The sequence below is a fragment of the Micromonospora haikouensis genome (genome assembly GCF_000876225.1).
GTDB lineage: Bacteria > Actinomycetota > Actinomycetes > Mycobacteriales > Micromonosporaceae > Micromonospora > Micromonospora haikouensis.
Window position 1 is genome coordinate 2,349,085 of record NZ_JXSX01000001.1, and the last position, 23,645, is coordinate 2,372,729.

A 23,645-nucleotide genomic window follows, 5' to 3' on the forward strand; every position below is an offset into this window, starting at 1 on the left:
ACGCCGACGCGCGAGGGTGGACAATGGAGCCTCCGGGTTGAGGGGTCGACTGTGACGACGCCCGGATCTCGGGAGTTGCCCCTCCCGTGCCGGTTCGAGTTGCTCCCGTGGCGGCTCTGCTGCGAGATTCCCACACCCATAGGGATGTGTCAATTTGCGGCGCCCTCCGGGGCGTCGGGGCGGGCGGGGTGCCGGCGCATCGGGGTGTGCGGGATGCCGTCCTCGACGTACTCCGGCCCGCTGACGGCGAAGCCGTGCCGCGCGTAGAAGCCGACCAGGTGGGACTGCGCCTCCAGCACGCACGGCCGGTCGCCCACCGCGGCCAGCGCCTCGGTCATCAGCCGCCCAGCGTGGCCGCCGCCCCGGGCCCCCGGCGCCACCACGACCCGGCCGATCCGCGCCAGGCCGCCGGGGTCGGCCAGGATCCGCAGGTACGCCACGACGCCGCCGTAGCTGTCGGCCCCGCCGTCGTTCCCGTCTCCCGTGCCGTCGCCCTCGTTCTCGGCGTCGCCCCCGGCCCGCCGGCCACCGTCAGCGGCACGGGTCAGCCACACGTGCCGGGTGCCCGGCTCGACGTCCCGGCCGTCGAGTTCCGGGTACGGGCACCGCTGCTCCACCACGAACACGTCGATGCGCAGTCGTAGCAGGTCGTGGAGGGTGCGGGCGTCCAACTCGGCGAAGGAGGCGATCCGGGCCTCGACCGTCTGCGGCGACACCCGCCGATGCTAGGCCGCCCGCCCTTGCTTGCGATTCAGCGGGGGCGGGCGCCGACGGCGTCGCGGATCTCCGCGCCCCGGTCGCCCTCCTCCTGGCGGGCGCAGTGGCCGCAGCAGAAGAAGCGCCCCGACACCTCGACCCCGTGGCCCACGATCTTGACCTGGCAGTGTTCGCAGATCGGGGCCAGCCGGTGCGCCGCGCACTCGAAGCAGTCGAAGGTGTGCACGTCGCCGCTGACCGTGCGCACCTCGAACGCCATCCAGTAGTCGTTGCCGCAGACCTCGCACGTCGCCATCGCCGAACCCCCGTAGCCGAAAGGACAGATGTCCCCCCAGCGTGCGACAACGGCCCGAACCGGGCGGCCGAAACGACCGAAACCGGGCCGCCCAGGCGGCGTGTCGGGGCCGGCGTGTCGAGCGTTGTGCCTGGTGAAAGCCTCGACCCCCGGAGGACGACGTGATCAAGCGCAGCAGGCTCTTCGGCAACCAGACCCGGGTCACCTTCTGCCTGCCCCGCGAGGCGCCGGCCGGCCCGGTGAGCGTGGTCGGCTCCTTCAACGACTGGGAGCCGGGCCGCCACGAGCTGGTCGCCCGGCGAGACGGCACCCGTACGGTGACCGTCCGGCTCCGGCCCGGGGCGTACCGGTTCCGCTATCTCGCCGCCGGCGGGATCTGGCTCGACGACGAGTCGGCCGACGGGGTCGACGAGCAGGGCAGCGTGCTGCTCGTCTGACGTCGGCCCGTGCCCCGGGCGGAACCGGGCCGCCGCCCGTCAGCCCTGGGCCGGCTCCAGCCGGATCGAGATCGAGTTGACGCAGTGCCGGGTGTCCTTCGGGGTGAAGCCCTCGCCCCGGAAGACGTGCCCGAGGTGGCTGTCGCAGCGGGCGCAGCGGATCTCCGTACGCCGCATGCCGTGGCTGTTGTCCTCGATCTCCTTCACCGCGCCCGGGATCGCGTCGTCGAAGCTGGGCCAGCCGCAGTGCGAGTCGAACTTGGTGTCGCTGGGATAGAGCTGCGCCCCGCAGGCGCGGCAGCGGTAGACGCCGGGGGTCTTCGTGTCCACGTACTCGCCGGTCCACGGGCGCTCGGTGCCCGCCTCGCGCAGCACCCGGAACTCCTCCGGGCTGAGCCGGACCCGCCACTCGTCCTCGGTGCGGGGCAGTTCGTTCTCGTCAAGACTCACCCCGCAACGGTACGTCGGCTGTCGGTGCCGTGGCATATGGTCGCCAGATGGCAGGCACCGCGAAGGCACCGGCCGCCGAGGTCGAGGTGGCCGGACATACCGTACGGCTGAGCAGCCCGGACCGGGTGATCTTCCCGGAGCGGGGCTTCACCAAGGCGGACGTCTTCGGCTACTACCTGGCGGTCGGCGACGGCCTCATGCGCGCCCTGCGGGACCGCCCGACCACGCTGCAACGCTTTCCCGACGGCATCGGTGGGGAGGCGTTCTTCCAGAAGCGGGTGCCGGCCCGGGGCGTGCCCCCGTGGCTGACCACCGCCCGGATCAGCTTCCCCAGCGGCCGGACGGCCGACGAGCTGTGCCCGGCCGACCTCGCCCACGTGGCGTGGGCGGCCCAGATGGGCACCGTCGTGTTCCACCCCTGGCCGGTCCGCGCCGGCCACGTCGACCATCCCGACGAGCTGCGCGTCGACCTCGACCCGCAGCCCGGCACCGCCTTCGCCGACGCGGTCGCCGCCGCCGTCGAGCTGCGGGCCCTGCTCGCCGAGCTGGGCGCGACCGGCTGGCCGAAGACGTCCGGCGGCCGGGGCGTGCACGTCTACCTGCGCATCGCGCCCCGGTGGACGTTCACCGAGGTGCGCCGGGCCACCATCGCGCTGGCCCGGGAGCTGGAGCGCCGCCGCCCCGACCTGGTCACCACCGCCTGGTGGAAGGAGGAGCGGGGCGAGCGGGTCTTCGTCGACTACAACCAGATGGCCCGGGACCGCACGATCGCCTGCGCCTACTCGCTGCGGGCCAACGCCCGGGCCACCGTGTCCACCCCGGTCACCTGGGACGAGCTGCCCGACGTCGACCCCGACGACCTGCACCTGGGCAGCGTCCCGGCCCGGTTGGCGCAGCGGGGCGACCCGCACGCCGGCATCGACGACGCGGCGTGGGACATCACCCCGCTGCTGGAGTGGGGCGACCGGGACGCGGCGGCGGGGCAGGGCGACCTGCCGTACCCGCCGGACCACCCCAAGATGCCCGGCGAGCCCAAGCGGGTCCAGCCGAGCCGCGCACGGCCTTCCACCAGCTAGCGTGGCCAACATCGAGCCTTCTCAGCCGTCCGAAGGCGAGGCTGTGGAGCTCACTGGTTGCCGGCCAGACCGCCGGTGGGAAAGACGTACGAGTCGCCGCACGCCCGGGCGATGCCGGAATCGGTGCAGGCCCGGTGGGCGCTCAGGTCGGCGGACCAGACGGCGACGGCGGCATCCATGACGTGGTGACCGCACACGTACACCGACGCGTCGAGGGAGGCGGGTCGACCTATTCGGGCGGGGGTGACGACCTCTATGCGTACGGTGGCAGCCGCTCCGCACCCGGGCAGGGCGAACGGTAGGTCGTTCATAGTTCAGGATTCAACTGACCAAGTCCCTGGGCGGGTGGCGGGTCGAGGCGTCCGAACGCTCGGGCCGTCCAGGCCAGGAACCGGTCGAACAGTTCCTCCGGGGTCGGCGGTTGGCTCGGAGTGAGCTTCATCAGATCCCCGGCGGCGTCGAACAGCATGCCGGCCATGTACACGGGCAGGCCGGCGCGATCCCGGCAGTAGTTCATCGTCAGCAGCAGCCGCGCTGGCGGACACGGCCAGGCGGCGGCGCAGACCCGGCACCGCCACAGGGGCCGCATCGGTGCGTGTGGGCGGACGGCTCGGGCCTGCCGGCCGTGCATGGGGGAGATGTTCGGCGGAGGCATCCCCATATCGTGCCTACGCTGTTAGCGATCGTCAACCCCGATCGCTGTTAACGATCGCCGGGCAATCGGCAGTACCTACCGTCAACTCATGGTCGAGTTCGTGGGGATCGCCGAGATACGAGTGATGCTCGGCGGCGTGTCGCGGGCTCGGGCGTCCGTGATCGCGTCTCGCCGCGACTTCCCCGCCCCCTACCAGGTGCTGACCATGGGGCAGATCTGGCGGAAGACCGACGTCGAGGAGTGGATCAGGGAGTACCGGCCGGACCTCGCCGCAGAGTGAAGAAGCGCTCGGTCGGGGTCCTTCTGCTGTGCGGAATCAGCTGATCGGGCCCATCATCGCCTCGACGGCCTCCTTCGCCGTGCGCAGGTCCGCGCCCGTCGCCTCCCGGTACGCCTTGATCGCCTGGATCTTCTGGCCCCGGGCCAGATACTCGCGGACCCCGGGCGGCTCCGGCCGCCGGTCGACCACCCCGAGGTGGTCCATCACGAGCTGGAGGCGGCGATCGATCTCGGCCAGCCGGGCCTCCGTGACCCGGTCCCGCCGGGGGCCGGCTAGCTGGCCGGCCAGCAGCAGCACGACGCCGATCGTCAGCACGATGAGGGCGATCTCCATGCCCGCCATCCAAGCAGGCCGCCGCCAGGCCCCCTCCCCAGGGCAGGACCGGGCGGCTGGTGAGCGCCGGGCCATAACGGTCGGATAACGGGCGCGAACCTTTCCGTACCCGCAGTGGGTCTCTGTGTCCGTCGGCTCCGCGGGGGGCCCGGGGAGGCAGCGCGATGGTGCTGGTGTGGAGGCGGGCGTGGGCCGCCCGAGGGCTGTTGTCCGCCGCGTTGGTGGCGGCCCTGGTGGCGGTCGCCCTCGTCACCGGGCTGGCCGACTACAGCCGGCGGGCCGTCGACGCGGGAGCGCGGGCGGTGCTCGCCGCGTCGCCCGCCCAGGAACGCAGCCTGCTGGTCAGCGGCTCGGGTGGCCCCGACCGGGCCGCCTTCGCCGCCCGGGACCGGGCGGTCCGCGACCGCTTCGCCGCCGGGCTCGGCGGGGCGTCGGTGGCGGTGCGCGGGGCCCGCTACGGCACCGGGCGGGAGCTGACCGGTGACCTCGGCGCCGCCCGGGCCGGCGACGACCCGGTGTTCGCCGAGCTGACCACCCTGGAGGACCTGGCCGGGCACGCCGAGCTGGTGGCGGGGCGGCAGCCCACGGGTGGGGCCGTGCCGACGCAGGTGCTCCTGCCGGAGCGGGTCGCCGCGGTGCTCGGCCTCGCCGTCGGCGAGCGGGTGCCGCTGCGCGACCGGGCCACCGAGCGCACCGGCGAGGTCGAGGTGGTCGGCCTGTTCCGGCCCCGGGACCCCACCGGGTCGTACTGGCGGCTCGCGCCGGGCGCCGTCGCCGCCGGCTCCGAGACGTCGTACGGGCCGTTCCTGCTCGACCCGGCCGACTTCGACCGGACGTTCCCCGGCACCACCTCGGCGGCCTGGCTGGTCGAGCCCGACCTGGCGGCGGTCGGGCCGGGCCGGCTGGACGCCGTGCGACGCGCCGTCGCCACGGAGGTCGCCGACCTGCCCGGGGCGACGGGCCTCGGCTCCTCCGCCCAGACCGTCACCACCATGGACCGGCTGATCGACCGGCTGACCCGCGCCGACCTGGTGGGCCGGTCGTCGCTGCTCACCCCGCTGCTGCTCGTCCTGGTCCTCGGCGGGTACGCGCTGGTCCTGGTGGCGGCCCTGCTCAACGAGGACCGTCGGGGGCAGACGGCGCTGCTGCGCGCCCGGGGCGCGGCGAGGGGGCAGATCGCCGGGCTGGCCGTGCGGGAGGCCGCCCTGGTGGTCCTGCCGGCCGCGCTGCTCGGGCCCCCGATCGCCGCCGAGGCCCTGCGCCGGATCGGCCGCGACCAGGGCTGGTCGGAGCTGACCGCCCGCGGCGGCACGACCCTCACCTGGGCGGTCGCCGCCGCCGCGGCGGCCGGCTGCCTGGTGGCCATGGCGCTGCCGGCGCTGCGCCGCGCCGGCACGTACGTCGCCGACCTGGCGGCCCGGTCCCGGCCGGGCCGGGGCGCGGCGGCCCAGCGGATCGGCGTCGACCTGGCCCTGGTCGGCCTGGCCCTGCTGGCCTGGACGCAGCTGCGGCGGTACTCGTCGCCGCTGGCCGGCGCCGGCGGCCGGCTCGGCGTCGACCCGTTGCTGGTGGCGGCGCCCACGCTGGGGGTGCTCGCCGGTGCCGTCGTCGCGCTGCGCCTGCTGCCGCCGGCGGCCCGGCTCGCCGAACGGTTCATCGACCGCCGGCCGTGGCTGGCCGCGACGCTGGGCATGTGGCAGGCGGGCCGCCGGCCGCACGCCGGCCCGGTGCTGCTGCTCGCGCTCGCCGTTGGCGGCAGCACCCTGGCCTGGTCGCTGGTGACCACGGGGGAACGGTCGCACCTCGACCAGGCGGACTTCACCGTCGGGGCCGACCTGCGGCTGGTCGAGCGGTCCGGGGCCGCGCCGGCCGAGCGGGCCGGCCGCCTCGCCGCCGTGCCCGGCGTGGACCGGGCGGTGCCGGCCTGGCGCGACGACATCCGGGTGGGCCGCGAGGACCTGCCGGTCAGCGTGCTGAGCCTCGACGCGGCGGCGGCGCCCGACGTGGTCCGGTTCGACGAGCGGCTCGCCGGCGAGCCGCCCCGGGCGCTCTTCGACCGGCAGGTACGTGGTCGGGCCGCCCCCCTCGGCGTCGAGCTGCCCGCCGCCGCCCGCCGGCTCGCCGGCACGGTCGCCACCCCGGTGACCGATGCCGCCAGGCCGCACCCGGTCCGGGTGTCCGCCCTGCTCACCACCGCCGACGGCGGCGCGTGGAAGCTGCCCCTGGCCAGCGCGGGCAGCGACGGCCGGCCCGTGCCGGTGGCCGTGGACCTGCCGGACAACGGCGGCCGGGCCTACCGGCTGGCCGGCTTCGACGTCGACGCCGGGCCGGCGCTCGGCTCCGGCTACGGGCTGGAGGTGACCGGTCTGCGCACGGTGGACGCGGGCGGCGCGACCAGCCCGGTGCCGCTGGCCGGCGACTGGGTGCCCCGGCTGGACGACCCGGAGAGCGCGGAGCCGGCCCGGTTCGCGGACGGCGTGCTGCGCGCCGGCCGGAAGGTGACGCGTGTCGCGGGCGGCCGGTTCGCGACGCAGCCGACCAGCCGCTTCGCGGTGGTGCCGGCCGGCGCGGGCGCACCGGTCCCGGCGCTGGTCACGCCGCAGGTGGCCCGGGCGCTGAGCGTCGGCCGGGGCGACACGATGGACGTCGTCCTCTCCGGGGTGACGCTCACGGTCGAGGTGGTCGGGGAGGTCGACGCCGTGCCGGCCAGCGGCGGGGCGGCCGGCGGCATGCTGCTGGACCTGCCGGCGGCCACGGACTGGCTGCTGCGGGCCACGGGCACGGTCCGGCCGGTCTCGGAGTGGTGGATCCGCACCGGGACCGGCGGGTCGGCGGAGGCGGCGCGGGCGGCGGCCGACCTGCCGGGGGTGACCGTGCTGGACCGGCGGGCGGCGGCGGAGGAGGCCGGCCGGGACCCGTACTGGCTCGGCACGCGCACGGGCCTGCTCGCGGCGGCGGCGGGTTCCGTCCTGCTCGCCCTGGTCGGGCTGGGCGTGGACGTCTGGGCCACCGCGCGCCGACGGATCGGCGAGCTCGCGGTCCTGCACACCCTGGGCGCCCCGGTGCGGCTGCTCGCCCGCGCCCTGCTCACCGAGCAGACCTTCCTGGCCGGCATCGGCGTCGGCGTCGGGTTGCTGGTCGGTGCCGGCGTGGGCGCCACCATGGCCCCGCTGGTGGTGCTCACCCGGTCGGCGGACCGGCCGGTGCCGGAGGCGGCCTTCGCACTGCCCTGGCTGCCCGTCGCCGGCACCGCCCTCGGCCTGCTGCTCGCGGCGCTCGCGTTCAGCACGGCGATCGCCTCCGGCGTCCGTCAACGCGTCGCGGCGGCCCAACTACGGATCGGCGGAGAGCGATGACCAGGGGTGGGACCGAGGGGCCTCGGCCAGCGGTGTTCGGCGGCGTGGCCGCGCTGGCCGGGGTCGTCCGCCGGGTGCGGGCGTTCGCCGGGCAGTTCCTCCTGCTGGGGGTGCTGGCGCTGGTGGCCGCGCTGCTGGTGACCGGCGTTCCGCGTACCGCCGACCGGCTCGCCGAACAGGGGCTGCGGGAACACGTCGCCGAGCGGCCGGCCGCCGAGCGGGACCTCACCCTCACCGCCGCCGAGCTGCCGGCCGGTGGGGGCGGGGTCGTCGCGCCGGTCACCGCGACCCGGGGCCGGGAACTCGACACGCTCCAGGCGGGCCTGCCCGGGGCCGTCCGGGAGGCGGTGCAGAGCCGGTGGTTCCTCGCGGAGACCGCCTTCGGCCGGCTGACCGGCCCCGACCTCGCGGCGAAGAACTATCTCGTCGTCACCCGGCTCCGCGCGGCACCCGGCGTCACCGGGGCGGCCACCCTGACCGAGGGACGCTGGCCGGCGGAGGTGGTCGGCGCGGGGCAGCCCGTCGAGGTCGCGCTGGCCGACGACACGGCCCGCAAGCTGAACCTCCGCGCGGGCAGCCGGCTGCGGTTCAGCGGTGCCGGAGGGGAGCCGGTGCCGGTGCTCGTGGTGGGCGTCTTCGAGCCCGTGCGCACCGGCGACGGTATCTGGAACACCCTGCCGTCGGCGCTGCGGGTGACCGAGCCGGCCGGCGACGCGGAGCCGTACGAGATGGTGGCGCTGACCAGCGACGCGGGCCTGGACGCGGCGATCGCGACCGGCGTGCCGGTCCGGTTCTCCTGGCGCTACCGCCTCGGCGACCTGGACGTGGCCGACCTGGGTGCCGTCATCGACGGCGTGCGGCGGCTGGAGCGCACGCCCCCGGGTGGGCTGAGCGTCACCCAGGCCGTGGACGTCCCGCTGCGGCAGTTCCTCGACGCGGTCTCCGCCGCCCGGACGCTGCTCGCGGTGATCGCCGCCGGGATGTTCGCCACCGTGGCGGGGCTGATCGTGCTCGCGGCCCGGCTGGCTGCCCGCCGCCGGGAGGCCGAGTTCGCCCTGCTGGTGGCCCGGGGCGGCGCACCGACCAGCGGGGCGCGGCGCAGCCTCGCCGAGTCGGTGCTGGTGGTGCCGCCGGCCGCGGCGCTCGGCTGGCTGCTCGGCCGGTTGCTGCCCGGCTCCACGGCGGGGACGGCGGGGACCGACTGGCTGGTCCTCGTCGCGGCGGTGCTGGCCACCCTGGCCCTGCCCCTGGCGACGCTGGGCTCCTCGGCCCTGCCGGGCGGCCGACGCGACCTGTCCGGCCGCCGCGCCGGTGGCCGCCGGCTGACCCTCGAACTCCTCGTCGTCGCCCTCGCCGTGCTGGCCACGTTCCTGATCCGCCGCCGGGGCCTCAGCCCCGGCTCGGTCGATCCGCTGCTGGTCTCGGTGCCGGTGCTGCTGGCCGTCGCCGCCGCGGTGCTGGTGCTGCGGCTCTACCCCTGGCCGCTGCGGCTGCTCGGCCGCGTCGCGGCCCGCATGCGCGGCAGCGTGACGTTCCTCGGGGTGGCCGGGGCGAGCCGGTCGGCCGCCACCGGGCCGGTGGTGGTCGTCGTGGTCGCGGTCGCCACGGCCGCGTTCTGCGGGGTCGTGGCGGGCGGCATCGAGGCCGGCCGGGACCGGACGGCCACCACGGCCGTGCCGGCGTCGGCGCTGGTCGACGGGGAACGGCTCGCCCCGGACACGGGTGCGGCCCTGCAACGGCTGCCCGGTGTGCGGCGCAGCACTCCGGTGCTGCGGGAGGGCGCGCTGCGCGTCGCCGACGCCCGGGGCGTCGACGCGGGTCTCGCCGCCGTCACCGTGCTGCTGGTCGACGGGCCGGGCCTGGCCGAGACGGCGCGCGACGCCGGGGTGGACGTGTCGGTGCCGCCGGTGCTGCGGGCGGGCCGGTCGCCGGGGCCGGCACCCGCGCTCGTCTCCCCGGGGCTCGCCGCCGAGCTGGCCCGAGCGGGCCTCGACGGGACGGCCCTGGTGACCCTGCAGGGGTACGCCCAGCCGTTCCGGGTGGCCGACACGGCCGAGGGCTTCCCGCTGGTCCCGCCCGACGTCGACCGGTTCGTGGTGCTGCCCTGGCAGGCGCTGCCCGAGCCGGTGTCGGCTGGCCTGGACACGCCTGGTCCGGTGTCGTCCGGGCCGGGCACCCCCGGTTCGGGCGTGTCCGGCCCGGTGCCGACGGCGTTCCTGGTCGCCGGCGACGGGTTCGACGTCGAGGCGCTGCGGCGGGCGGGCGACGAGGGCCAGCGCCGCTACCAGACCGGCGGCAGCTTCGCGGCGGGGGAGCGCCCGCGCGGCGCCGAGGTGACCACCTGGCGGGGCGCCCGCCAGCAGCTCGGCGGCGGCGGCGCGAACGGGCTGCTCGTCTTCGGGTTCGCCGCCGGCGCGGCCGGGGGTGCCGCGTTCGGTCTGCTGGCGGTCGCCTTCGCGGTGCTGGCCGGTGCGCGGACGCGGGCGCAGGTGCTGTCCCGGCTGCGCACCCTCGGCCTGTCCCGCCGACAGTGGCGGGGGCTGCTGCTGGTGGAGCTGACGCCCCTGGTCGCCGCCGCGCTGCTCACCGGCGCGCTCATGGGGGCGCTGCTGCCCCTGCTGCTCACCCCGGCGCTCGGGCTGGCCGCGTTCACCGGGGGCGAGCCGGTCCGGGTCGCGTTCTCGCCCGGGCTGGTCGGGGCCGTCCTGGCGGCCGGCGCGGTGGCGCTGGCCCTCGCGGTGACCGTGGAGACGGTGAACAACCGCCGCATGCGCCTCGGCGAGGTGCTCCGGCTCGGCGAGGGGAGCTGACGTGTTCGTGGAAGACGATCGGGATGCGGGGAGAGGGAAGCTGAGATGACAGCCACTGTGCCGGCGCCCGCCGCGCCGGACCTGGCCACCCTGCAACGGCGGGCCGCGCAGCGGGCGGCCGAGCGGGCCGGCGGGCACGACCGGCTGCGCGGGCACATCGTCTGCGACGGCCTGGTGCGGATCTTCAAGACCGACGGGGTCGAGGTGGTCGCGTTGCAGGGGCTCGACCTGGTCATCGACCGGGGGGAGCTGGTCGCGATCGTGGGCGCGTCCGGCTCGGGCAAGTCCACCCTGCTGAATATCCTCTCGGGGCTGGACGCCCCGACGGCCGGCATCGCCCGGGTCGCCGAGTACGACCTGCTCGCCATGTCCGCCCGCCGCCGGTTGAGCTACCGCCGTCGGATGGCCGGGTTCGTCTGGCAGCAGACCGGCCGCAACCTGCTGCCGTACCTGACCGCGCTGGAGAACGTCGAGCTGCCGATGCGGCTGGCCGGGCGACGCTCCCGGCGGGGCCGCCGCGAGCGGGCCCGCGAGCTGCTCGACCTGGTCGGCGTGGGCCACTGCGCCGACCGGCGGCCGGCGCAGCTCAGCGGCGGGGAGCAGCAGCGCTGCGCGGTCGCGGTGGCCGTGGCCAACGACCCGGAGGTGCTCTTCGCCGACGAGCCGACCGGCGAGCTGGACGAGGCCACCGGCGCGGAGGTCTTCGCCGCGCTGCGGCAGATCAACGCGGAACTGGGGGTGACGGTCGTGGTGGTCACCCACGACCACGCCGTGGCCACCCAGGTCCGCCGGACCGTCGCCATCCGCGACGGCCGGACCGCCTCCGAGGTACGCCGGACCGCGCGGATCGGCGCGGACGGCAGCACGGAACTGGTCAGCGAGGAGTACGCCGTGCTGGACCGCGCCGGCCGGATGCAACTGCCAGAGTCGTTCGTCGACGCCCTGGCCCTGCGCGACCGGGTCCGGCTCACCCTGGAACCCGACCACGTCGAGGTGCGGCCGGGCGACCGGGCCGACGCCGAACGGAGTGACGCATGAGCGAGCAGCAGCAGCCCGGTCCCCCCGTCGCCACGGCCGCCGCCTGCGGTCCCACCGCGACGGTGGACGAGGTGGTGCGGGTGGACCGGGTGAGTCGCACCTTCGGCCGGGGCGAACGCGCGGTGCACGCCGTCCGGGACGTCTCGTTCGTCGCCGGACGGGGGGAGCTGGTCGCCGTCCGGGGCCGGTCGGGCGCCGGCAAGACCACCCTGCTGAACCTGGTCGGCGGCCTGGACCGGCCCGACTCCGGCCAGGTGCGGGTGGCCGGGCACGACCTCGGGGCGGCCGGCGAGCGGGAGCTGCTGCGGCTGCGCCGGGGGACCGTCGGGTTCGTCTTCCAGACCTTCGGGCTGATCCCGATCCTCTCCGCCGCCGAGAACGTCGGGGTGCCGCTGCGGCTGGCGAAGGTGCCCGCAGCCGAGCGGGAGGAACGGGTGGCGGTGCTGCTGGAGCTGGTGGGGCTGGGCGGGCACGCCGCGCAGCGGCCGTACGAGCTGTCCGGCGGTCAGCAGCAGCGGGTGGCGCTGGCCCGGGCCCTGGCCAACGAGCCGGACCTGCTGATCGCCGACGAGCCCACCGGCCAGCTCGACTCGGAGACGGGTCGGTCCATCATGGACCTGCTCCGCGCGGTGGTGCACGCGCGCGGCATGACCGCCCTGGTCGCCACGCACGACCCGGCCCTCATCGACCTGGCCGACCGCACCCTGACCCTCCGCGACGGCCACCTGGTCCCCGCCCCCTGACGGGATGGGGATCAGAGAGGGAGTTTCATGCCCTCGTGGGAGGCCACGAAGCCCAGCTTGAGATAGAAGCGGTGGGCTTCGGTGCGGGACTTGTCCGTGGTGAGCTGCACCAGGGCGCAGCCGCGCTGCCTAGCCTGGTCGATCGCCCAGCGGATCATCTCCCCGCCCAGCCCCTGTCCCCGACGGTCGGAGCGCACCCGCACCGCCTCGATGAGGGACCGCTGGGCGCCGTGCCGGCCGAGCCCGGGAATGTAGGTGATCTGCAGGCAGCCCACGACCACCCCGCCGTCGTCGGCCACCACGAGATGGTTGCGCGGGTCGGCGGAGATGTCCGCGAAGGCCCGCTCGTACGCGTCGTCCACCTCGCCGACGTCGCGGGCCCGCCCCAGCACGTCGTCGGCGAGCAGGGCGAGGATGGCCGGCAGGTCGGCCCGGACCGCCTCCCGGAAGATCACTGTGCGCATGGCGTCAGCCTGACACAACGGCAGCCGGCGATGTCCCGGCCGCGGGTTGCCGGGACCGGGCAGCATGATGCGGCATGGACGTCCTGCTGCAGCCGTTCCGCTGGGTCTACCGGGGCCTGGTGTGGTTCGCCAACTCGCCCCGGACGCTGATCACGTCGTACCTGCTGATGATCGTGGTGGCCGGGGTGATCTACAGCCACGTGGAGCACAAGAGCGCCACCGACTCGGTCTGGTGGGCGGTGGTCACGGCCTCCACCGTCGGCTACGGCGACATCTCCCCGACCACGGGGGCGGGCCGGGCCCTGGCGGCGCTGCTCATCTCGACCATGGTGCTGCTGGTCATCCCGCTGATCACCGCGCACTTCGCCAGCCAGTTGATCGTGGACGACGACGCCTTCGAGCACGACGAGCAGGAGGAGCTGAAGGCCGACGTGCGGCGGATGCGGGCCCTGCTGGAGGAGCTGGCGGCCCGACAGGGGATCACGCTGCCGCCGGAGCCGCCGCTGCCCCCGCCGCCGGCCACCCGCCGCGCCCGCAGATCCCGCAGGTGAGCCGTCCCGCCCTGCGGGCCGACCGGCGGCCGACCCGGCGCGCCGTCACCGGGCCGGGCAGCGCAGCCCCTCCCGGGGCACCGTCAGCGAGATCAGGTACGCGTCCACCGCGTCGGTCACGCAGCTCGTCTGCGGGTACGCCGTGTGCCCCTCGCCCTCCCAGGTCAGCACGCGGCCCACGCCCAGCATCGAGGCCAGCGTCGCCGTCTGCTCGTAAGGGGTCGCCGGGTCGCCGGTGGTGCCCACCACCACGATCGGCGGCGCGCCGACCGCCTTCCCCGTCGGGTACGGGTCCCGCGCGCCGGGCCACTCGGCGCAGCCGAGCATGCCGACGGCCAGGGCCGGCCCGAACAGCGGGTAGGTCTGCCGCCACTGCGACTGGAGCTCGCGGATGCGCTGCACGCTGGGCTTCGCGGTCTCGTCGGTGCAGTTGACCGCGAGGTTGGCGTCGAAGAGGTTCGAGTATTTCCCGTCGGCGTCGCGGCCGGCGTACGCGTCGGCCAGCCGGAACACCTCGCCCGGGTCGCCGCCGTCCAGCCGCTCGATGGCGTGGGCCAGCTCCTGCCAGCCCGACTCCGTGTAGAGCGAGGAGATGACCGCGTAGAAGACCCAGCCGGCGGTGGCCTCCCGGCCGTCGGCCGCCTTCACGGGGGAGACCTTCGCCTTGTCGATCGCCGAGGTCACCGCCGCCCGGGCGTCGGGGGCGAGCGGGCAGCGCCCGGCGTTGGCCGCGCACCACCGGGTGAAGTTGTCGAACGCCCGCTCGAAGCCCTTCGCCTGGCCCTCCGAGCCGGCCACCAGGTCCTGCGTCGGGTCGACCGCGCCGTCGAGCACCAGGGCCCGCACCCGCTGCGGGTAGAGCTGGGCGTACGTCGCGCCGAGCAGGGTGCCGTAGGAGTAGCCGAGGTAGGTCAGCTTCTCGTCGCCGACCGCCGCGCGCACCGCGTCCATGTCGCGGGCGGCCTGCTCGGTGCCGTAGAGCGGGAGCTGGTCGCCGTACTTGTCGCCGCAGCCGCGCCCGATCCGCTCGTTGAGCGCCACGAAACCGTCGAAGGACGCCGCGGACCGCGGGTCGGGGTCGTAGCCGAAGCTGGCGTCGAGGTCGGCGTCGGAGATGCACTTCACGGGGCTGGACCGGGCCACCCCGCGCGGGTCGAAGCCGACGATGTCGAAGCGTTCGGTGACCGACGGGGGCAGGCCGCCGAACGTCGGGCCGAAGGAGAGGTAGACGGCGGTGTCCACGCCGGAGCCGCCCGGGCCGCCCGGATTGATCACCAGGGAGCCGATCCGGTCGCGTTGCTTCGTCGAGCGGGCCCGCAGCAGGGCGATCTCGAAGGTCTCCCCGGTGCCCGGCCCGGCCGTCGCGCCGCCGCCGGTGCCCCAGTTGCGCGGCACGGCGATGCGGGCGCACTCGTAGCGCATGTCGGGCGCACGCCGGCCGACCAACTCGTCGGCCACCTCGGGGCAGGCCCGCCAGGTCGGGGCGGTGCCCGGCGGGGCGGCCTCGCCCGCGCCCTCGGTGCGCGGGGCGAACGCGGGCAGCGTGCAGCCGGCGGCGACCACGGCCGCGGCGACGAGCCCGGCGAGGGTCAGCCGGGCCCGGCGGATCCGGTCGGGTGTACGGGTCACCGGCGCGCCTCTCGTGCTCGTGTCGACCGGTCGTGTCGACGCCTCAGGCTACGCCCGCCCCGGCGTGGGCTCGGCCGTCGCCGCCGGATCGCCGCGCAGGACCTGGTCGACGTCGTAGCGGATCGGGCGGTCGAGCTGGTCGTAGCCGCAGGACCGGGGATCCCGGTCGGGCCGCCAGCGGACGAACCGGGCGGTGTGCCGCAGCCGGTCGCCCTCCATCGCGTCGTAGCCCACCTCGGCCACCAGCTCCGGGCGCAGCGGCTCCCACTCCAGGTTCTTCGTGCCCGTCCACCGGCTCACTCCGCCGGGGATGCGCTGGCCGCGCTCGTGGTCGCCGTGCACCCACGGGTGGTCGGGGCCGACCTCCCGGTAGGGGGCCAGCTCGTCCAGCAGCTCCCTGCGGCGGGCGGCGGTGAACGAGGAGCTGACCCCGATGTGGTGCAGCACGCCGTCGTCGTCGTAGAGGCCGAGCAGCAGCGAGCCGACCACCGGGCCGGTCTTGTGCCAGCGGAAGCCGGCGACCACCACGTCGGCGGTGCGGGCGTGCTTGACCTTTGCCATCAGCCGCTTGCCCGGCTCGTAGGGCAGGTCGGCCGGCTTGGCGATCAGCCCGTCGAGCCCGGCGCCCTCGAACACGTCGAACCAGCGGCGGGCCGTCTCGGGATCGGTGGTGACCTGGGTGACGTGCACTGGCGGGCGCACCCCGGCCAGGGCCCGCTCCAGCCGGGCCCGGCGCTGCGGGTAGGGCTGGGCGGTCAGCAGCTCGTCGTCGATGGCGAGCAGGTCGAAGGCGACGAAGTCGGCCGGGGTCGTCTCGGCCAGCAGCTTCACCCGCGACGCGGCGGGGTGGATGCGCTGGGCGAGCAGCTCGAAGTCGAGCCGGGGCTGCCCGTCCGGGCCGTCCCGGCGGATCACGATCAGCTCGCCGTCGACGGCGCAGCGCTCGGGGAGCTGCCGCAGCGCCTGCTCGACCACCTCGGGGAAGTAACGCGTCATCGTCTTGCCGCCCCGGCTGGCCAGCTCCACCTCGTCGCCGTCGCGGAAGACGATGCAACGGAAACCGTCCCACTTCGGCTCGTACGTCGTGCCGGGGTCGGTGGGCAGCCGCGAGACGGCCTTGGCCAGCATCGGTTCGACCGGCGGGTTGATCGGCAGGTCCACGGCGACAGTCAACCAGACACCACCGACAGTCGTGAGGCGGATCACCGGCGGTGAGGGTACGGCGTGTCCCCGCGCGTCCCGTCCCCGCCCGCGCGACCGGATGGCGTTCGGCCAGCTCGGAGCTACCTTCGCCGGGTGCGGGAGTGGGTCTGCGGATGCTGCGGGCGCTGGCGGGTCAGCGTCGAGCTGATCCACGGGCGCTACCGGTACCGCCTGGTGCGCCGCTACCCGGCCCGCTTCGGCGGCGGCAAGGACGTGCTCGGCGAGGTGGGCACGGTCGCCGAGCTGGAGGAGCTGCTGCGCCGCCGTACCCCGCTCACCCTGGCCGACCTCCGCGAGGCCGCCTGACCGCCTGCGTGTCCCCCTGTGTTCCGATGTTGGACAGTTGGTGTCCGCGGAACAGTAGATGTCCAAGATCCCGGGATCAGCCGCGCGGAGGGAGCGCGGAGACCGGGCAGAGGCGGCGTGGCGGCCGCGCCGTCACGATGTCGCGCCCGGTCCCGTCGTCGTGGACGGCAGCGGCCGGGACGCTGGCCGGTCGGGTGGCAGCGACGACGGAAGGGGCGGGGACGATGAGGTTCGAGGCGGTCACGGAGATCGACGCCGACGCCGAGCGGGTCTGGGAGGTGCAGTCCGACGTCGACCGCTGGCCGGAGTGGACCGCCTCGGTGCGGCGGGCGTGCCGGCTGGAGCCCGGACCGTTGACGGTCGGCTCCACCGCCCGGCTGGAACAGCCCGGACTGCGCCCCGCCGTGTGGCGGGTCGTCGAGGTCGAGGCACCGTACCGCTTCGCCTGGGTCTCCGCGCTGCCCGGCGTGCGCAGCCGTGGCGACCACCGGATCGTCCCGCTGCCCGGCGGCGGGGTCCGGGTCGAGTTGAGCCTCGACCAGTCCGGCCCGCTGGCCGTCCCGGTGGGCTGGCGTTACGGCGGCCTCATCCGGCGCTACCTGCGGCTTGAGGCCGAGGGGCTCAGGCGTCGCTGCCAGCCGGGCTGACCAGCCGCTTCTCCAGCACCGCGAGGGAGATGCCGTTGGCGTCCGGGCGGTGCCCGACGATCTCGTAGCCGTGCCGGCGGTACAGCCGCAGGTTCCGCTCGCTGGCCGCCCCGGTGAACAGGGCGAACCGGGACGCCCGGCCGGCGCAGGCCGCCTCCACCTCGGCCAGCAGCCGGGCGCCGACGCCCCGGCCCTGCTGGTCGGGGGCCACCGCGAGTCGCCCCACGTGGGCGGTGCCGGCGTCGTCGACCAGGGCCCGGACCGACCCGACCAGGCGGTGCCCGGCGCGGGCGACCAGCACCGTGGCGGGACCGGCCAGCATGGCCAGGATCTCGTCGAGCGTCTCCGCCAGCGGCGGCAGGAACGGGTCGCCGTAGTGCTGGGCCTCGGTGACGTAGGCGGCCCGCTGCACGGTCAGGATCTCCCCGGCGTCCGCGAAGCCGGCCGGGGCGATGGTCAGGTGATCGGTCACCGGGCCAGCTCACCACAGCCGGCCCGGGCGGCCGTACCCTGGCGGGTGTCCCACGCGAGGAGGCCGCCGCCGTGCCCGAGCTGACCTACCCGCACCCCGGCGCGACCCGCGCCGGTGAGCTGCCGGCCGGGTGGCGGCACGTCCGGCACCGGGTGCCGCTGCCCGCCGGGTCCTTCGACGCGGCCGGCGCGGCGGTGCTGGGCTGGCGGCTGCACCGGGCCGCCGGCATCCGGATCGACGCGACCGCGCCCCGCGCCGCACCCGGGGTCACCGTCGTCTCCCGGCTGGGCGTCGGCCCGCTGCGGCTGGCCGCGCCGTGCCAGGTGGTCTGGGCCGTCGACGACGACCGCCGGGCCGGCTTCGGGTACGGCACGCTGCCCGGCCACCCGGCGCGGGGCGAGGAGGCGTTCGTGGTGGAGCGCGACGACTCCGGCGCCGTCTGGTTCGAGGTGCGCGCGTTCAGCCGGCCGGACCGCTGGTTCATGCGCGCCGCCGGGCCCGCCGGCCGGGCCTTCCAGCGGGGGTACGCCTGGTGGCTGGGCCGCACCCTGCGCCGCCTGTGCGCCCGCCCCGCCGCGCCCGCCTGACCGTCCCGCCGCCTCCAGCTGGCAGTCGGGTCAGTAGCGGGCGAAGGAGCGGATCGGCATCCTCGGGCCGTACCTCGGGGCCTGCACGCCCTCGGCGGCGAGCAGCACGCAGACCCGCCCCCGGTGCCCCCGGAACGGCTCCAGCAGCGCCAGCATCCGGGCGTCGTCGCCGCGCGGCTCGCCGGCCAGGGACCAGGCCACCGTGTTCGGCACGTGGTAGTCGCCGACGCTGACCGCGTCCGGGTCGCCGTACGCGATCCGCACCACCTCGGCGGCCGTCCACGCCCCGATGCCGGGCACGGCGGTCAGCCGGCGGGTCGCCTCGGCTGCGTCGGCGCAGCGTTCCAGCCGCCCGGCCTCGGCGGCGGCCCGGCGCAGCGTGTCGGCGCGCTTCTGCTCCACCCCGAACGGGTGGAACACCCAGTACGGCGCGGCGGCCACCGCCGCCGGGTCGGGCGGCAGCAGCAGCGGCTGCATCGGCCCGGGCGCGGGCTCGCCGAAGTGGCGCACGGTCGCCGCGTACGCCCGGTAGGCCTCCGTGCCGGTGACCTTCTGCTCCAGGATCGCCCGCAGCACCCGGGCGAAGACCTGGCCGGTGGCCGGCATCCGCAGCCCGGGGTGGCGCGCGGCCAGCCGGGCCACCACCGGGTGCGCGGCGGCCCGCTCGGCGAACCCGGTGAGGTCGTCGCGGAGCCCGGCGACGGCGTCGGCCCGCTCGACGACCCAGTCGGCCCCCGGGCCGTACCCCTCGGCGAGCAACTCCCCGGCGGCGGCCGGGCGGAGCGCGAGGGTGGCGGGGCCGGCGGGGGTGCGGGCCGCCCACCAGAACGTGCCGGCGGCGATCCGGGCGCACGGGTCGTACGTGCTGAAGGTGAGCGGCCGGACCGACGCGGCCAGCCGGTAGCCGGCGGGCGGGCGCAGCGCCCGGCGGGCGGAGGGTTCGCTCACGCCGTCACTCTGCCACGGCCCCCGCCGCGCGAGGGCACGGCCCCGCCGCGTCGAGCGGGGCGCGCGGGGAGTGGACGGCGCGCAAAGAGCGGCACCGCCGACGTGGGGAACGTCGGCGGTGCCTCCTTGCCGGAGCGGAGCGGCCGGAGCCGGCCGTGGGGTGCGGGGTGGGGGGACCTCGGCGGGCGCGGTTGCTGGCGTCAGCGCGCCCGCCGCCCTCCTCCGCTCCGGGAGGTCCGGCGATCGCGGCGCCGGCCGCCCTGTCGGGGGCCGGCGCCGCGGCCGGGACGCGGCGTTGCCGGTACGCCGGTCCGGTTCACGGCGGTGGTCGGTCGTGCCCTCCCCGGCCGCGACCGACCACCGGGTCCGTCAGTACGAGTAGCTGGAGTCGCCGGAGCCCGAGTCGTCCGCCGACGGCGGGGCGACCGCCTTCGGGGTGCCGGTCGGCAGGCACTCGAGGTTCTTCTTGCCGTCGGGCTGGGCGACGAACCAGGTGCCGCCGACGCCCTGGCCCTTCCACTGGCCCGGCTTCTTGTCGCCGATGTAGCGGTACAGCGGCCAGCCGCCCAGCGTGATCTGCCGGGTGCCGTCCTGCCGGGTGATGGTGCCGACCTTGTCGTCGGAGACGCCGCTGAGCTGCGGGCTGCCGTCGGTCAGCGCGGGCGGCCACACCTCGGCGCACTTGTCCACGCAGTTCGACGCGGGCGGGTCGTCGGAGTCCTTGTCGAACCGGTAGAGGACCCAGCCCTCCTCGTCGGTGACCACCTTGCCCATCCGGGCCACCTTCTTGCCGACGAGCTGGTCGGTCAGCTCGACGTCGGCCGGCGGCGCGGCGTCCGGGGCCGCGGTGGTGGCCGCCGCGTCGGGGGAGGCCGAGGCCTCCGGTTCCACTGCCGCAGTGGGCTCGGCCGCGGCCACGGCGACCGGCTCGGCCGCGCCCGAGTTCGCCCCGTTGTAGCCCGCGGGAGCGCAGGCCGTAAGTGCGACCATGGCGCTTGCGACGATGACGGTCCGCTTCAGCTGTGCCACGTGCCCTCCTCATTCTTTGCAGTTCGCCGGTTAGTACGGATCGGCTGGCTGTCAAGGTTGAAGGAATAACAGTGGTCAATTTCACTTATCTCGGTTGAACCATTCCCGGCCGCCGCGCGTACCGCCGGACAACCCCTCGGCGGCCTGCGGAAACGCCGAAACGGCGCCGGCCGCGACAGCGACCGACGCCGATCCGGGTACGCGTGTTACATCGGCACCTGCACGAGCGGGCTGGCCACCCCGTTGACGTCCACCGACTGCACCACCAGCTTGGCGATGTCGTCCTTCGGCACGGACGTGGCCCCGCTCAGCTCCAGCGGCAGCGGATTGGTGGTGGTGCCGTAGCCGCCCCCGGGCACCGACCAGGTCGACAGGACCTCGGTCGTGTCGTTCTTGCGGACCACCATCAGCCGGCAGGTGCGCGGCCCCGGCAGCCGCTTGAGCTGGAAGTCGATCCGGGTGCCGAAGTCCTTCGAGATCAGCCACATGTTGAGCTGCACGCCGGTGGACGCGTCGACGGCCGTGAACGGCTCGCCCTCCTGCTCGTTGCCGCCGGTGCCCGGGTCGTTCGGGCCGGTGCTCTTCCCCGGGCTCGGCGTGCCGTCGAGCGTCGTGGGCGCCGTCGGCTGCGCGCCGATCCGCGGCGTCTCACCGCCGCCGGCGACGCTGGCGATGCCGACGCCCGTGAGCCCGCCGAACACCACCACGGCGGCGGCGCTGGCCAGCATCTGCCGGAACCGGGTCCGCCGCCGGTGCGCCCGCACCGCGACCAGCGTCCGGTCCAGCAGGGCCGGGTCGGTGGCGGTCTGCTCCAGGGCCGTCATCGTCTCGCCGTCGATGTCGGAGAGCAGCCCCACCACGGGAACCATCGTCTCCAGCTCCGCGGCGCACGCCCAGCACGTGGCGAGGTGCTCCTCGAACCGCTCGGTGTCGTGCTCGTCCAGCACGCCCAGCGCGTACGCGGCGACGTCCATGTGATCTGCCCGGCTCATTCCGTCACCCCCCTCTCCTGCAGGGCCGTGCGCAGCGCGCGCAGGGCGTAGTAGACCCGCGACTTGGCGGTGCCGAGCGGCAGGCCCAGCTCCTCGGCCGCCTCCGGCACCGTCCGGCCCCGGAAGTACGTCGCCACCAGGATCTCCCGGTGCGACTGACTCAGCGTACGCAGCGCGTCGGCCACCGTCATGGTGCGCAGCACCCGGTCGGTGCTGTCCGACTCGGCGAAGGCCGTCAGGTCCCGGTCGTACGTCTCCGCCGGGCGGGCCTGTTCGCTGCGGTGCTCGTCGATGGCGATCCGCCGGGCCACCGTCACCAGCCAGGGCCGCAGCGACCCCTGCCCCTGCGCGCCGAGGCGGTGGGCGTTGCGCCAGGCCCGCAGCAGCGTCTCCTGCACGATGTCCTCGGCGCGTTGCCGGTCCCCGCCGGTGAGCCGCATCACGAACGCCAGCAGCGGCCCCGCGTGCTCGGCGTAGAGCAGCCGGATCAACTGGTCGGAGTGACTGGTCTCAGTGGACACGGCCTGGTGCCGCCCGGGTGCTGATCTCGGAGACACCGGGCCATTCTGGCCATCGGCGGGGCGTACGTCGACCCCCCGGGTCGACCTCGACGCGCGGGACTGCGGCTGCGCGCGGGCGGACATCCAGTCCACCCTCACCGCGTCGCCGTGCCAGCCGGCCGCCACCGCATGCATGCAGACCTCCGGGTGTCCGATGACATCAGCCCGACCCCCACCGGGCATGGCCGCCCGGTGATACGCACCGGGGAGCCCAGCGGATCAACGGCGCACCGAGAAAATTCCCGGCGGGGGCGGAGTGGAGTCGGTGGCGTCGGCGTCGCGCACCACGGCCGCCCCGCCGGCGAACCGGTCCAGCTCGTCGCCGGCCAGCACCCGGCCCGGGAACCAGTCCCCGGCCGCCCTCCGGGTCAGCTCCGGCACCGGCGGGTCCACCCGGCCGGCGACCAGCACCAGGTTGCCGTAGCGCCGGCCGCGCAGCACCGCCGCGTCGCTCACCACGCAGGCCCGGGGCAGCACCGCCCGGACCGTGGCGACCTGCGCGCGGGCGTGCCGCAGCGGCGGCCCGTCCGCGACGTTGGCCAGGTACCAGCCGCCGGGGGTCAGCACCCGGGCCACCTCGGCCGCGTACTCCACGCTGGTCAGGTGCGCCGGGGTGCGGGCGCCCGCGAAGACATCGGCGACCACCACGTCGTAGCTGGCGTCGCGGGTGGACCCCAGGGTGGCCCGCGCGTCGGCGACCCGCACCCGCAGCCGGGGGTCGGCCGGCCAGGGCAGCTCCCGACGGACCAGCTCCACGAGGGCGGCGTCCACCTCGGACACCCGCTGGGTGGAGCCGGGGCGGGTGGCCTGCACGTACCGGGGCAGGGTCAGCGCCCCGCCGCCGAGGTGCAGCACCCGCAGCGGAGCGCCCGCCGGGGCGACCAGGTCGAGGGCGGCGGCGAGCCGCCGGACGTACTCGAACTCCAGGTGGGTGGGGTCGGCGAGATCCACGTGCGACTGCGGCGCGCCGTCGAGCAGCAGGGTGAACGACCGCGGCCGGTCGGCGTCCGGGACCAGCTCGGCCTCGCCGGTGTCGACCCGCGCGGTCACCCGGCCCGTGTCCCGGCGGCGGCCCATCAGACGCGGGGGCCGCGGCCCCGGGCCGCGGCGGTCAGCGCCCGGTGCAGCAGGCGGGCGTCGCCCAGCAGCGCCCGCAGGCGGCGCTCCAGGCCGGCGATCGGGACGAGGTTCTGCGGTGCGCGCGGGTCCTTGTACGGGGTGGACGCGAATCGGGGCAGCGTGACCAGCGACAGGTCGGCCAGCGCGAACGCCTCGGACTCGGCCAGCTCGGCCGAGCACTCCACCCGCACGATGCCGGCCCACGGCGCGCCCCCGGAGACGGGCAGCCGCAGATACCAGGAGTAGCCGCCCCAGGCGGTGACGAGCCGGAACACCGGGGACCGCTGGCCGGCACGCAGCCCGGTCACCACGGCCGTCAGCCGGGCGTCGAGATACTGGCTGTGCTGGGTCTTGACGTACCCGAGGGTGCGGGGCAACTGCCGGCGGCTGCGCAGCGGGCCGTCGACGACCAGCAGGTCCCCGTCGACCCGGGCCGCACCGGAGACCTCCACCTCCAGCGCGGTCAGCGGCCCCTGCACGGCCGCCTGGAGCTTGTTGAGCTCGCCGGTGCCGCCGACCCGGTGCACCGGGTAGCGCACCGTGCCGGCGCGCACCTCCCGGGCCGACGGGCTGGCCGTGAACAGCCCCCGCCGCACCTGGGTGCCGGCGAGCCGCGCCGCGCCCCGCTCCAGGTCGCAGCGGACCACCCCGGCGGCGTACGAGGCGGCCACGCCCGGGAACGACGCCCCGTCGGCCTCGGCCGTCCACACGCTCGCGTCGATCCGGCGTACGCCGTCGACGAGCAGCACCACGTCCGGGGCGCGGACGCCGGGCCGGACGTCGATGGCCCGCCAGTCCACCGCCGGCAGCTCCACCTCCGCGTCGACCTGCTGGCGGCTCGGCGTGGCCGGCCCGCCCGGCACCGCCTCGAAGGACGCGCCGTAGCCCGGGTCCCAGGCGTCGACGAACAGCTCCGGCGCCTCGCCCACCGGATCGGCGCCGCCCGGC

Annotated in this window: 27 protein-coding genes; 11 read left to right on the plus strand and 16 right to left on the minus strand. The window is 76.0% G+C overall.

The genetic code is table 11. The features are described from left to right. Window positions 1–149: 149 nt before the first annotated feature. Both TK50_RS10305 and TK50_RS10310 read right to left on the minus strand, forming a co-directional pair. A complete protein-coding gene (locus TK50_RS10305) occupies window positions 150–716 on the minus strand; it encodes a GNAT family N-acetyltransferase (protein WP_043962542.1) in 567 nt (188 codons plus the stop codon). Window positions 717–751: 35 nt separating this feature from the next. Further along, window positions 752–1,012, minus strand: a complete 261-nt coding sequence (locus TK50_RS10310) for a hypothetical protein (RefSeq protein WP_043962543.1) — start codon at window positions 1,010–1,012, stop codon at window positions 752–754. 161 nt (window positions 1,013–1,173) lie between these two features. Here TK50_RS10310 and TK50_RS10315 point away from each other — a divergent pair, with 161 nt between their 5' ends. Further along, window positions 1,174–1,449, plus strand: coding sequence for an isoamylase early set domain-containing protein (locus tag TK50_RS10315; protein ID WP_043962544.1), 276 nt, complete (start codon window positions 1,174–1,176; stop codon window positions 1,447–1,449). 39 nt (window positions 1,450–1,488) lie between these two features. Here TK50_RS10315 and msrB read toward each other — a convergent pair whose 3' ends face one another. After that, complete coding sequence (gene msrB, locus TK50_RS10320) at window positions 1,489–1,899, minus strand: peptide-methionine (R)-S-oxide reductase MsrB (RefSeq protein ID WP_043962545.1); 411 nt, start codon at window positions 1,897–1,899, stop codon at window positions 1,489–1,491. A gap of 47 nt (window positions 1,900–1,946) precedes the next feature. Between msrB and ligD the strand changes: the two genes are divergently transcribed. Further along, window positions 1,947–2,975 (plus strand): non-homologous end-joining DNA ligase, encoded by a 1,029-nt coding sequence (gene ligD / locus TK50_RS10325; protein WP_043962546.1) that lies wholly within the window; start codon window positions 1,947–1,949, stop codon window positions 2,973–2,975. 50 nt (window positions 2,976–3,025) lie between these two features. Here the strand turns inward: ligD and TK50_RS33615 are convergent, their stop codons facing one another. Further along, window positions 3,026–3,286, minus strand: a complete 261-nt coding sequence (locus TK50_RS33615) for a hypothetical protein (RefSeq protein WP_144420204.1) — start codon at window positions 3,284–3,286, stop codon at window positions 3,026–3,028. Further along, window positions 3,283–3,492 carry a hypothetical protein gene (locus TK50_RS35615; RefSeq protein ID WP_308102541.1) on the minus strand — a complete coding sequence of 70 codons (210 nt, stop codon included), beginning with the start codon at window positions 3,490–3,492 and terminating at the stop codon, window positions 3,283–3,285. Before TK50_RS35615 ends, TK50_RS33615 begins: the two co-directional genes overlap by 4 nt. Window positions 3,493–3,718: 226 nt before the next feature. On the opposite strand from TK50_RS35615, the gene TK50_RS10335 reads away from it, so the two are divergent. Further along, the gene (locus TK50_RS10335; protein WP_229404201.1) at window positions 3,719–3,910 is read left to right on the plus strand and encodes a hypothetical protein; all 192 of its coding nucleotides are present in this window, start codon (window positions 3,719–3,721) and stop codon (window positions 3,908–3,910) included. Window positions 3,911–3,946: 36 nt separating this feature from the next. On the opposite strand, the gene TK50_RS10340 is transcribed toward TK50_RS10335, so the two are convergent. Beyond that, window positions 3,947–4,243: a hypothetical protein gene (locus TK50_RS10340; protein WP_043962547.1), complete on the minus strand. Its 297-nt coding sequence runs from the start codon at window positions 4,241–4,243 to the stop codon at window positions 3,947–3,949. Window positions 4,244–4,407: 164 nt separating this feature from the next. On the opposite strand from TK50_RS10340, the gene TK50_RS10345 reads away from it, so the two are divergent. From TK50_RS10345 to TK50_RS10360, 4 genes are read left to right on the plus strand one after another with little or no spacing between them, the layout of a single operon-like run. Continuing rightward, entirely contained in the window at window positions 4,408–7,599 is a 3,192-nt protein-coding gene (locus tag TK50_RS10345; RefSeq protein ID WP_043962548.1) for an FtsX-like permease family protein, read from the plus strand. Beyond that, window positions 7,596–10,409 carry an FtsX-like permease family protein gene (locus TK50_RS10350; RefSeq protein WP_043962549.1) on the plus strand — a complete coding sequence of 938 codons (2,814 nt, stop codon included), beginning with the start codon at window positions 7,596–7,598 and terminating at the stop codon, window positions 10,407–10,409. The genes TK50_RS10345 and TK50_RS10350 overlap by 4 nt, the downstream gene beginning before the upstream one ends. Window positions 10,410–10,454: 45 nt before the next feature. Then, window positions 10,455–11,447: an ABC transporter ATP-binding protein gene (locus TK50_RS10355; RefSeq protein WP_043962550.1), complete on the plus strand. Its 993-nt coding sequence runs from the start codon at window positions 10,455–10,457 to the stop codon at window positions 11,445–11,447. Continuing rightward, a complete protein-coding gene (locus TK50_RS10360; RefSeq protein WP_082106240.1) occupies window positions 11,444–12,190 on the plus strand; it encodes an ABC transporter ATP-binding protein in 747 nt (248 codons plus the stop codon). The genes TK50_RS10355 and TK50_RS10360 overlap by 4 nt, the downstream gene beginning before the upstream one ends. An 11-nt stretch (window positions 12,191–12,201) precedes the next feature. Here TK50_RS10360 and TK50_RS10365 read toward each other — a convergent pair whose 3' ends face one another. Continuing rightward, the gene (locus TK50_RS10365; RefSeq protein ID WP_043962551.1) at window positions 12,202–12,654 is read right to left on the minus strand and encodes a GNAT family N-acetyltransferase; all 453 of its coding nucleotides are present in this window, start codon (window positions 12,652–12,654) and stop codon (window positions 12,202–12,204) included. Between the two features lie 74 nt (window positions 12,655–12,728). Here TK50_RS10365 and TK50_RS35400 point away from each other — a divergent pair, with 74 nt between their 5' ends. Continuing rightward, window positions 12,729–13,205, plus strand: a complete 477-nt coding sequence (locus TK50_RS35400) for a potassium channel family protein (RefSeq protein ID WP_043962552.1) — start codon at window positions 12,729–12,731, stop codon at window positions 13,203–13,205. A 45-nt stretch (window positions 13,206–13,250) separates the two neighbouring features. Here TK50_RS35400 and TK50_RS10375 read toward each other — a convergent pair whose 3' ends face one another. Both TK50_RS10375 and TK50_RS10380 read right to left on the minus strand, forming a co-directional pair. After that, on the minus strand, window positions 13,251–14,813 hold the full coding sequence (locus tag TK50_RS10375; RefSeq protein WP_422119941.1) for an alpha/beta hydrolase: 1,563 nt from the start codon (window positions 14,811–14,813) through the stop codon (window positions 13,251–13,253). Window positions 14,814–14,882: 69 nt separating this feature from the next. Further along, window positions 14,883–15,995 carry an ATP-dependent DNA ligase gene (locus TK50_RS10380; protein ID WP_043962554.1) on the minus strand — a complete coding sequence of 371 codons (1,113 nt, stop codon included), beginning with the start codon at window positions 15,993–15,995 and terminating at the stop codon, window positions 14,883–14,885. A gap of 135 nt (window positions 15,996–16,130) precedes the next feature. On the opposite strand from TK50_RS10380, the gene TK50_RS10385 reads away from it, so the two are divergent. Both TK50_RS10385 and TK50_RS10390 read left to right on the plus strand, forming a co-directional pair. Next, window positions 16,131–16,343 carry a hypothetical protein gene (locus TK50_RS10385; protein WP_043962555.1) on the plus strand — a complete coding sequence of 71 codons (213 nt, stop codon included), beginning with the start codon at window positions 16,131–16,133 and terminating at the stop codon, window positions 16,341–16,343. A 224-nt stretch (window positions 16,344–16,567) separates the two neighbouring features. Then, window positions 16,568–16,990, plus strand: coding sequence for an SRPBCC family protein (locus tag TK50_RS10390; RefSeq protein WP_043962556.1), 423 nt, complete (start codon window positions 16,568–16,570; stop codon window positions 16,988–16,990). Here TK50_RS10390 and TK50_RS10395 read toward each other — a convergent pair. Further along, window positions 16,965–17,462, minus strand: coding sequence for a GNAT family N-acetyltransferase (locus TK50_RS10395; protein ID WP_043962557.1), 498 nt, complete (start codon window positions 17,460–17,462; stop codon window positions 16,965–16,967). The two genes, TK50_RS10390 and TK50_RS10395, sit on opposite strands and share 26 nt — an antisense overlap. Window positions 17,463–17,533: 71 nt before the next feature. Between TK50_RS10395 and TK50_RS10400 the strand changes: the two genes are divergently transcribed. Beyond that, entirely contained in the window at window positions 17,534–18,049 is a 516-nt protein-coding gene (locus TK50_RS10400) for a DUF1990 family protein (RefSeq protein WP_043962558.1), read from the plus strand. A gap of 30 nt (window positions 18,050–18,079) precedes the next feature. Here the strand turns inward: TK50_RS10400 and TK50_RS10405 are convergent, their stop codons facing one another. The 6 genes from TK50_RS10405 to TK50_RS10430 all read right to left on the minus strand — a co-directional run bounded on the left by TK50_RS10405 (window position 18,080) and on the right by TK50_RS10430 (window position 23,626). Further along, window positions 18,080–18,997, minus strand: coding sequence for a DNA-3-methyladenine glycosylase family protein (locus tag TK50_RS10405; RefSeq protein ID WP_043962559.1), 918 nt, complete (start codon window positions 18,995–18,997; stop codon window positions 18,080–18,082). A 369-nt stretch (window positions 18,998–19,366) separates the two neighbouring features. Continuing rightward, window positions 19,367–20,026 (minus strand): COG4315 family predicted lipoprotein, encoded by a 660-nt coding sequence (locus tag TK50_RS10410; protein ID WP_043962560.1) that lies wholly within the window; start codon window positions 20,024–20,026, stop codon window positions 19,367–19,369. Between the two features lie 206 nt (window positions 20,027–20,232). After that, a complete protein-coding gene (locus TK50_RS10415; protein WP_043962561.1) occupies window positions 20,233–21,018 on the minus strand; it encodes an anti-sigma factor family protein in 786 nt (261 codons plus the stop codon). Continuing rightward, window positions 21,015–21,713, minus strand: coding sequence for a sigma-70 family RNA polymerase sigma factor (locus TK50_RS10420; RefSeq protein WP_043962562.1), 699 nt, complete (start codon window positions 21,711–21,713; stop codon window positions 21,015–21,017). Before TK50_RS10420 ends, TK50_RS10415 begins: the two co-directional genes overlap by 4 nt. Window positions 21,714–21,797: 84 nt before the next feature. Continuing rightward, window positions 21,798–22,655 (minus strand): spermidine synthase, encoded by an 858-nt coding sequence (locus TK50_RS10425; protein ID WP_043962563.1) that lies wholly within the window; start codon window positions 22,653–22,655, stop codon window positions 21,798–21,800. Further along, window positions 22,655–23,626, minus strand: coding sequence for a hypothetical protein (locus TK50_RS10430; protein ID WP_043962564.1), 972 nt, complete (start codon window positions 23,624–23,626; stop codon window positions 22,655–22,657). Before TK50_RS10430 ends, TK50_RS10425 begins: the two co-directional genes overlap by 1 nt. Window positions 23,627–23,645 lie beyond the last annotated feature (19 nt).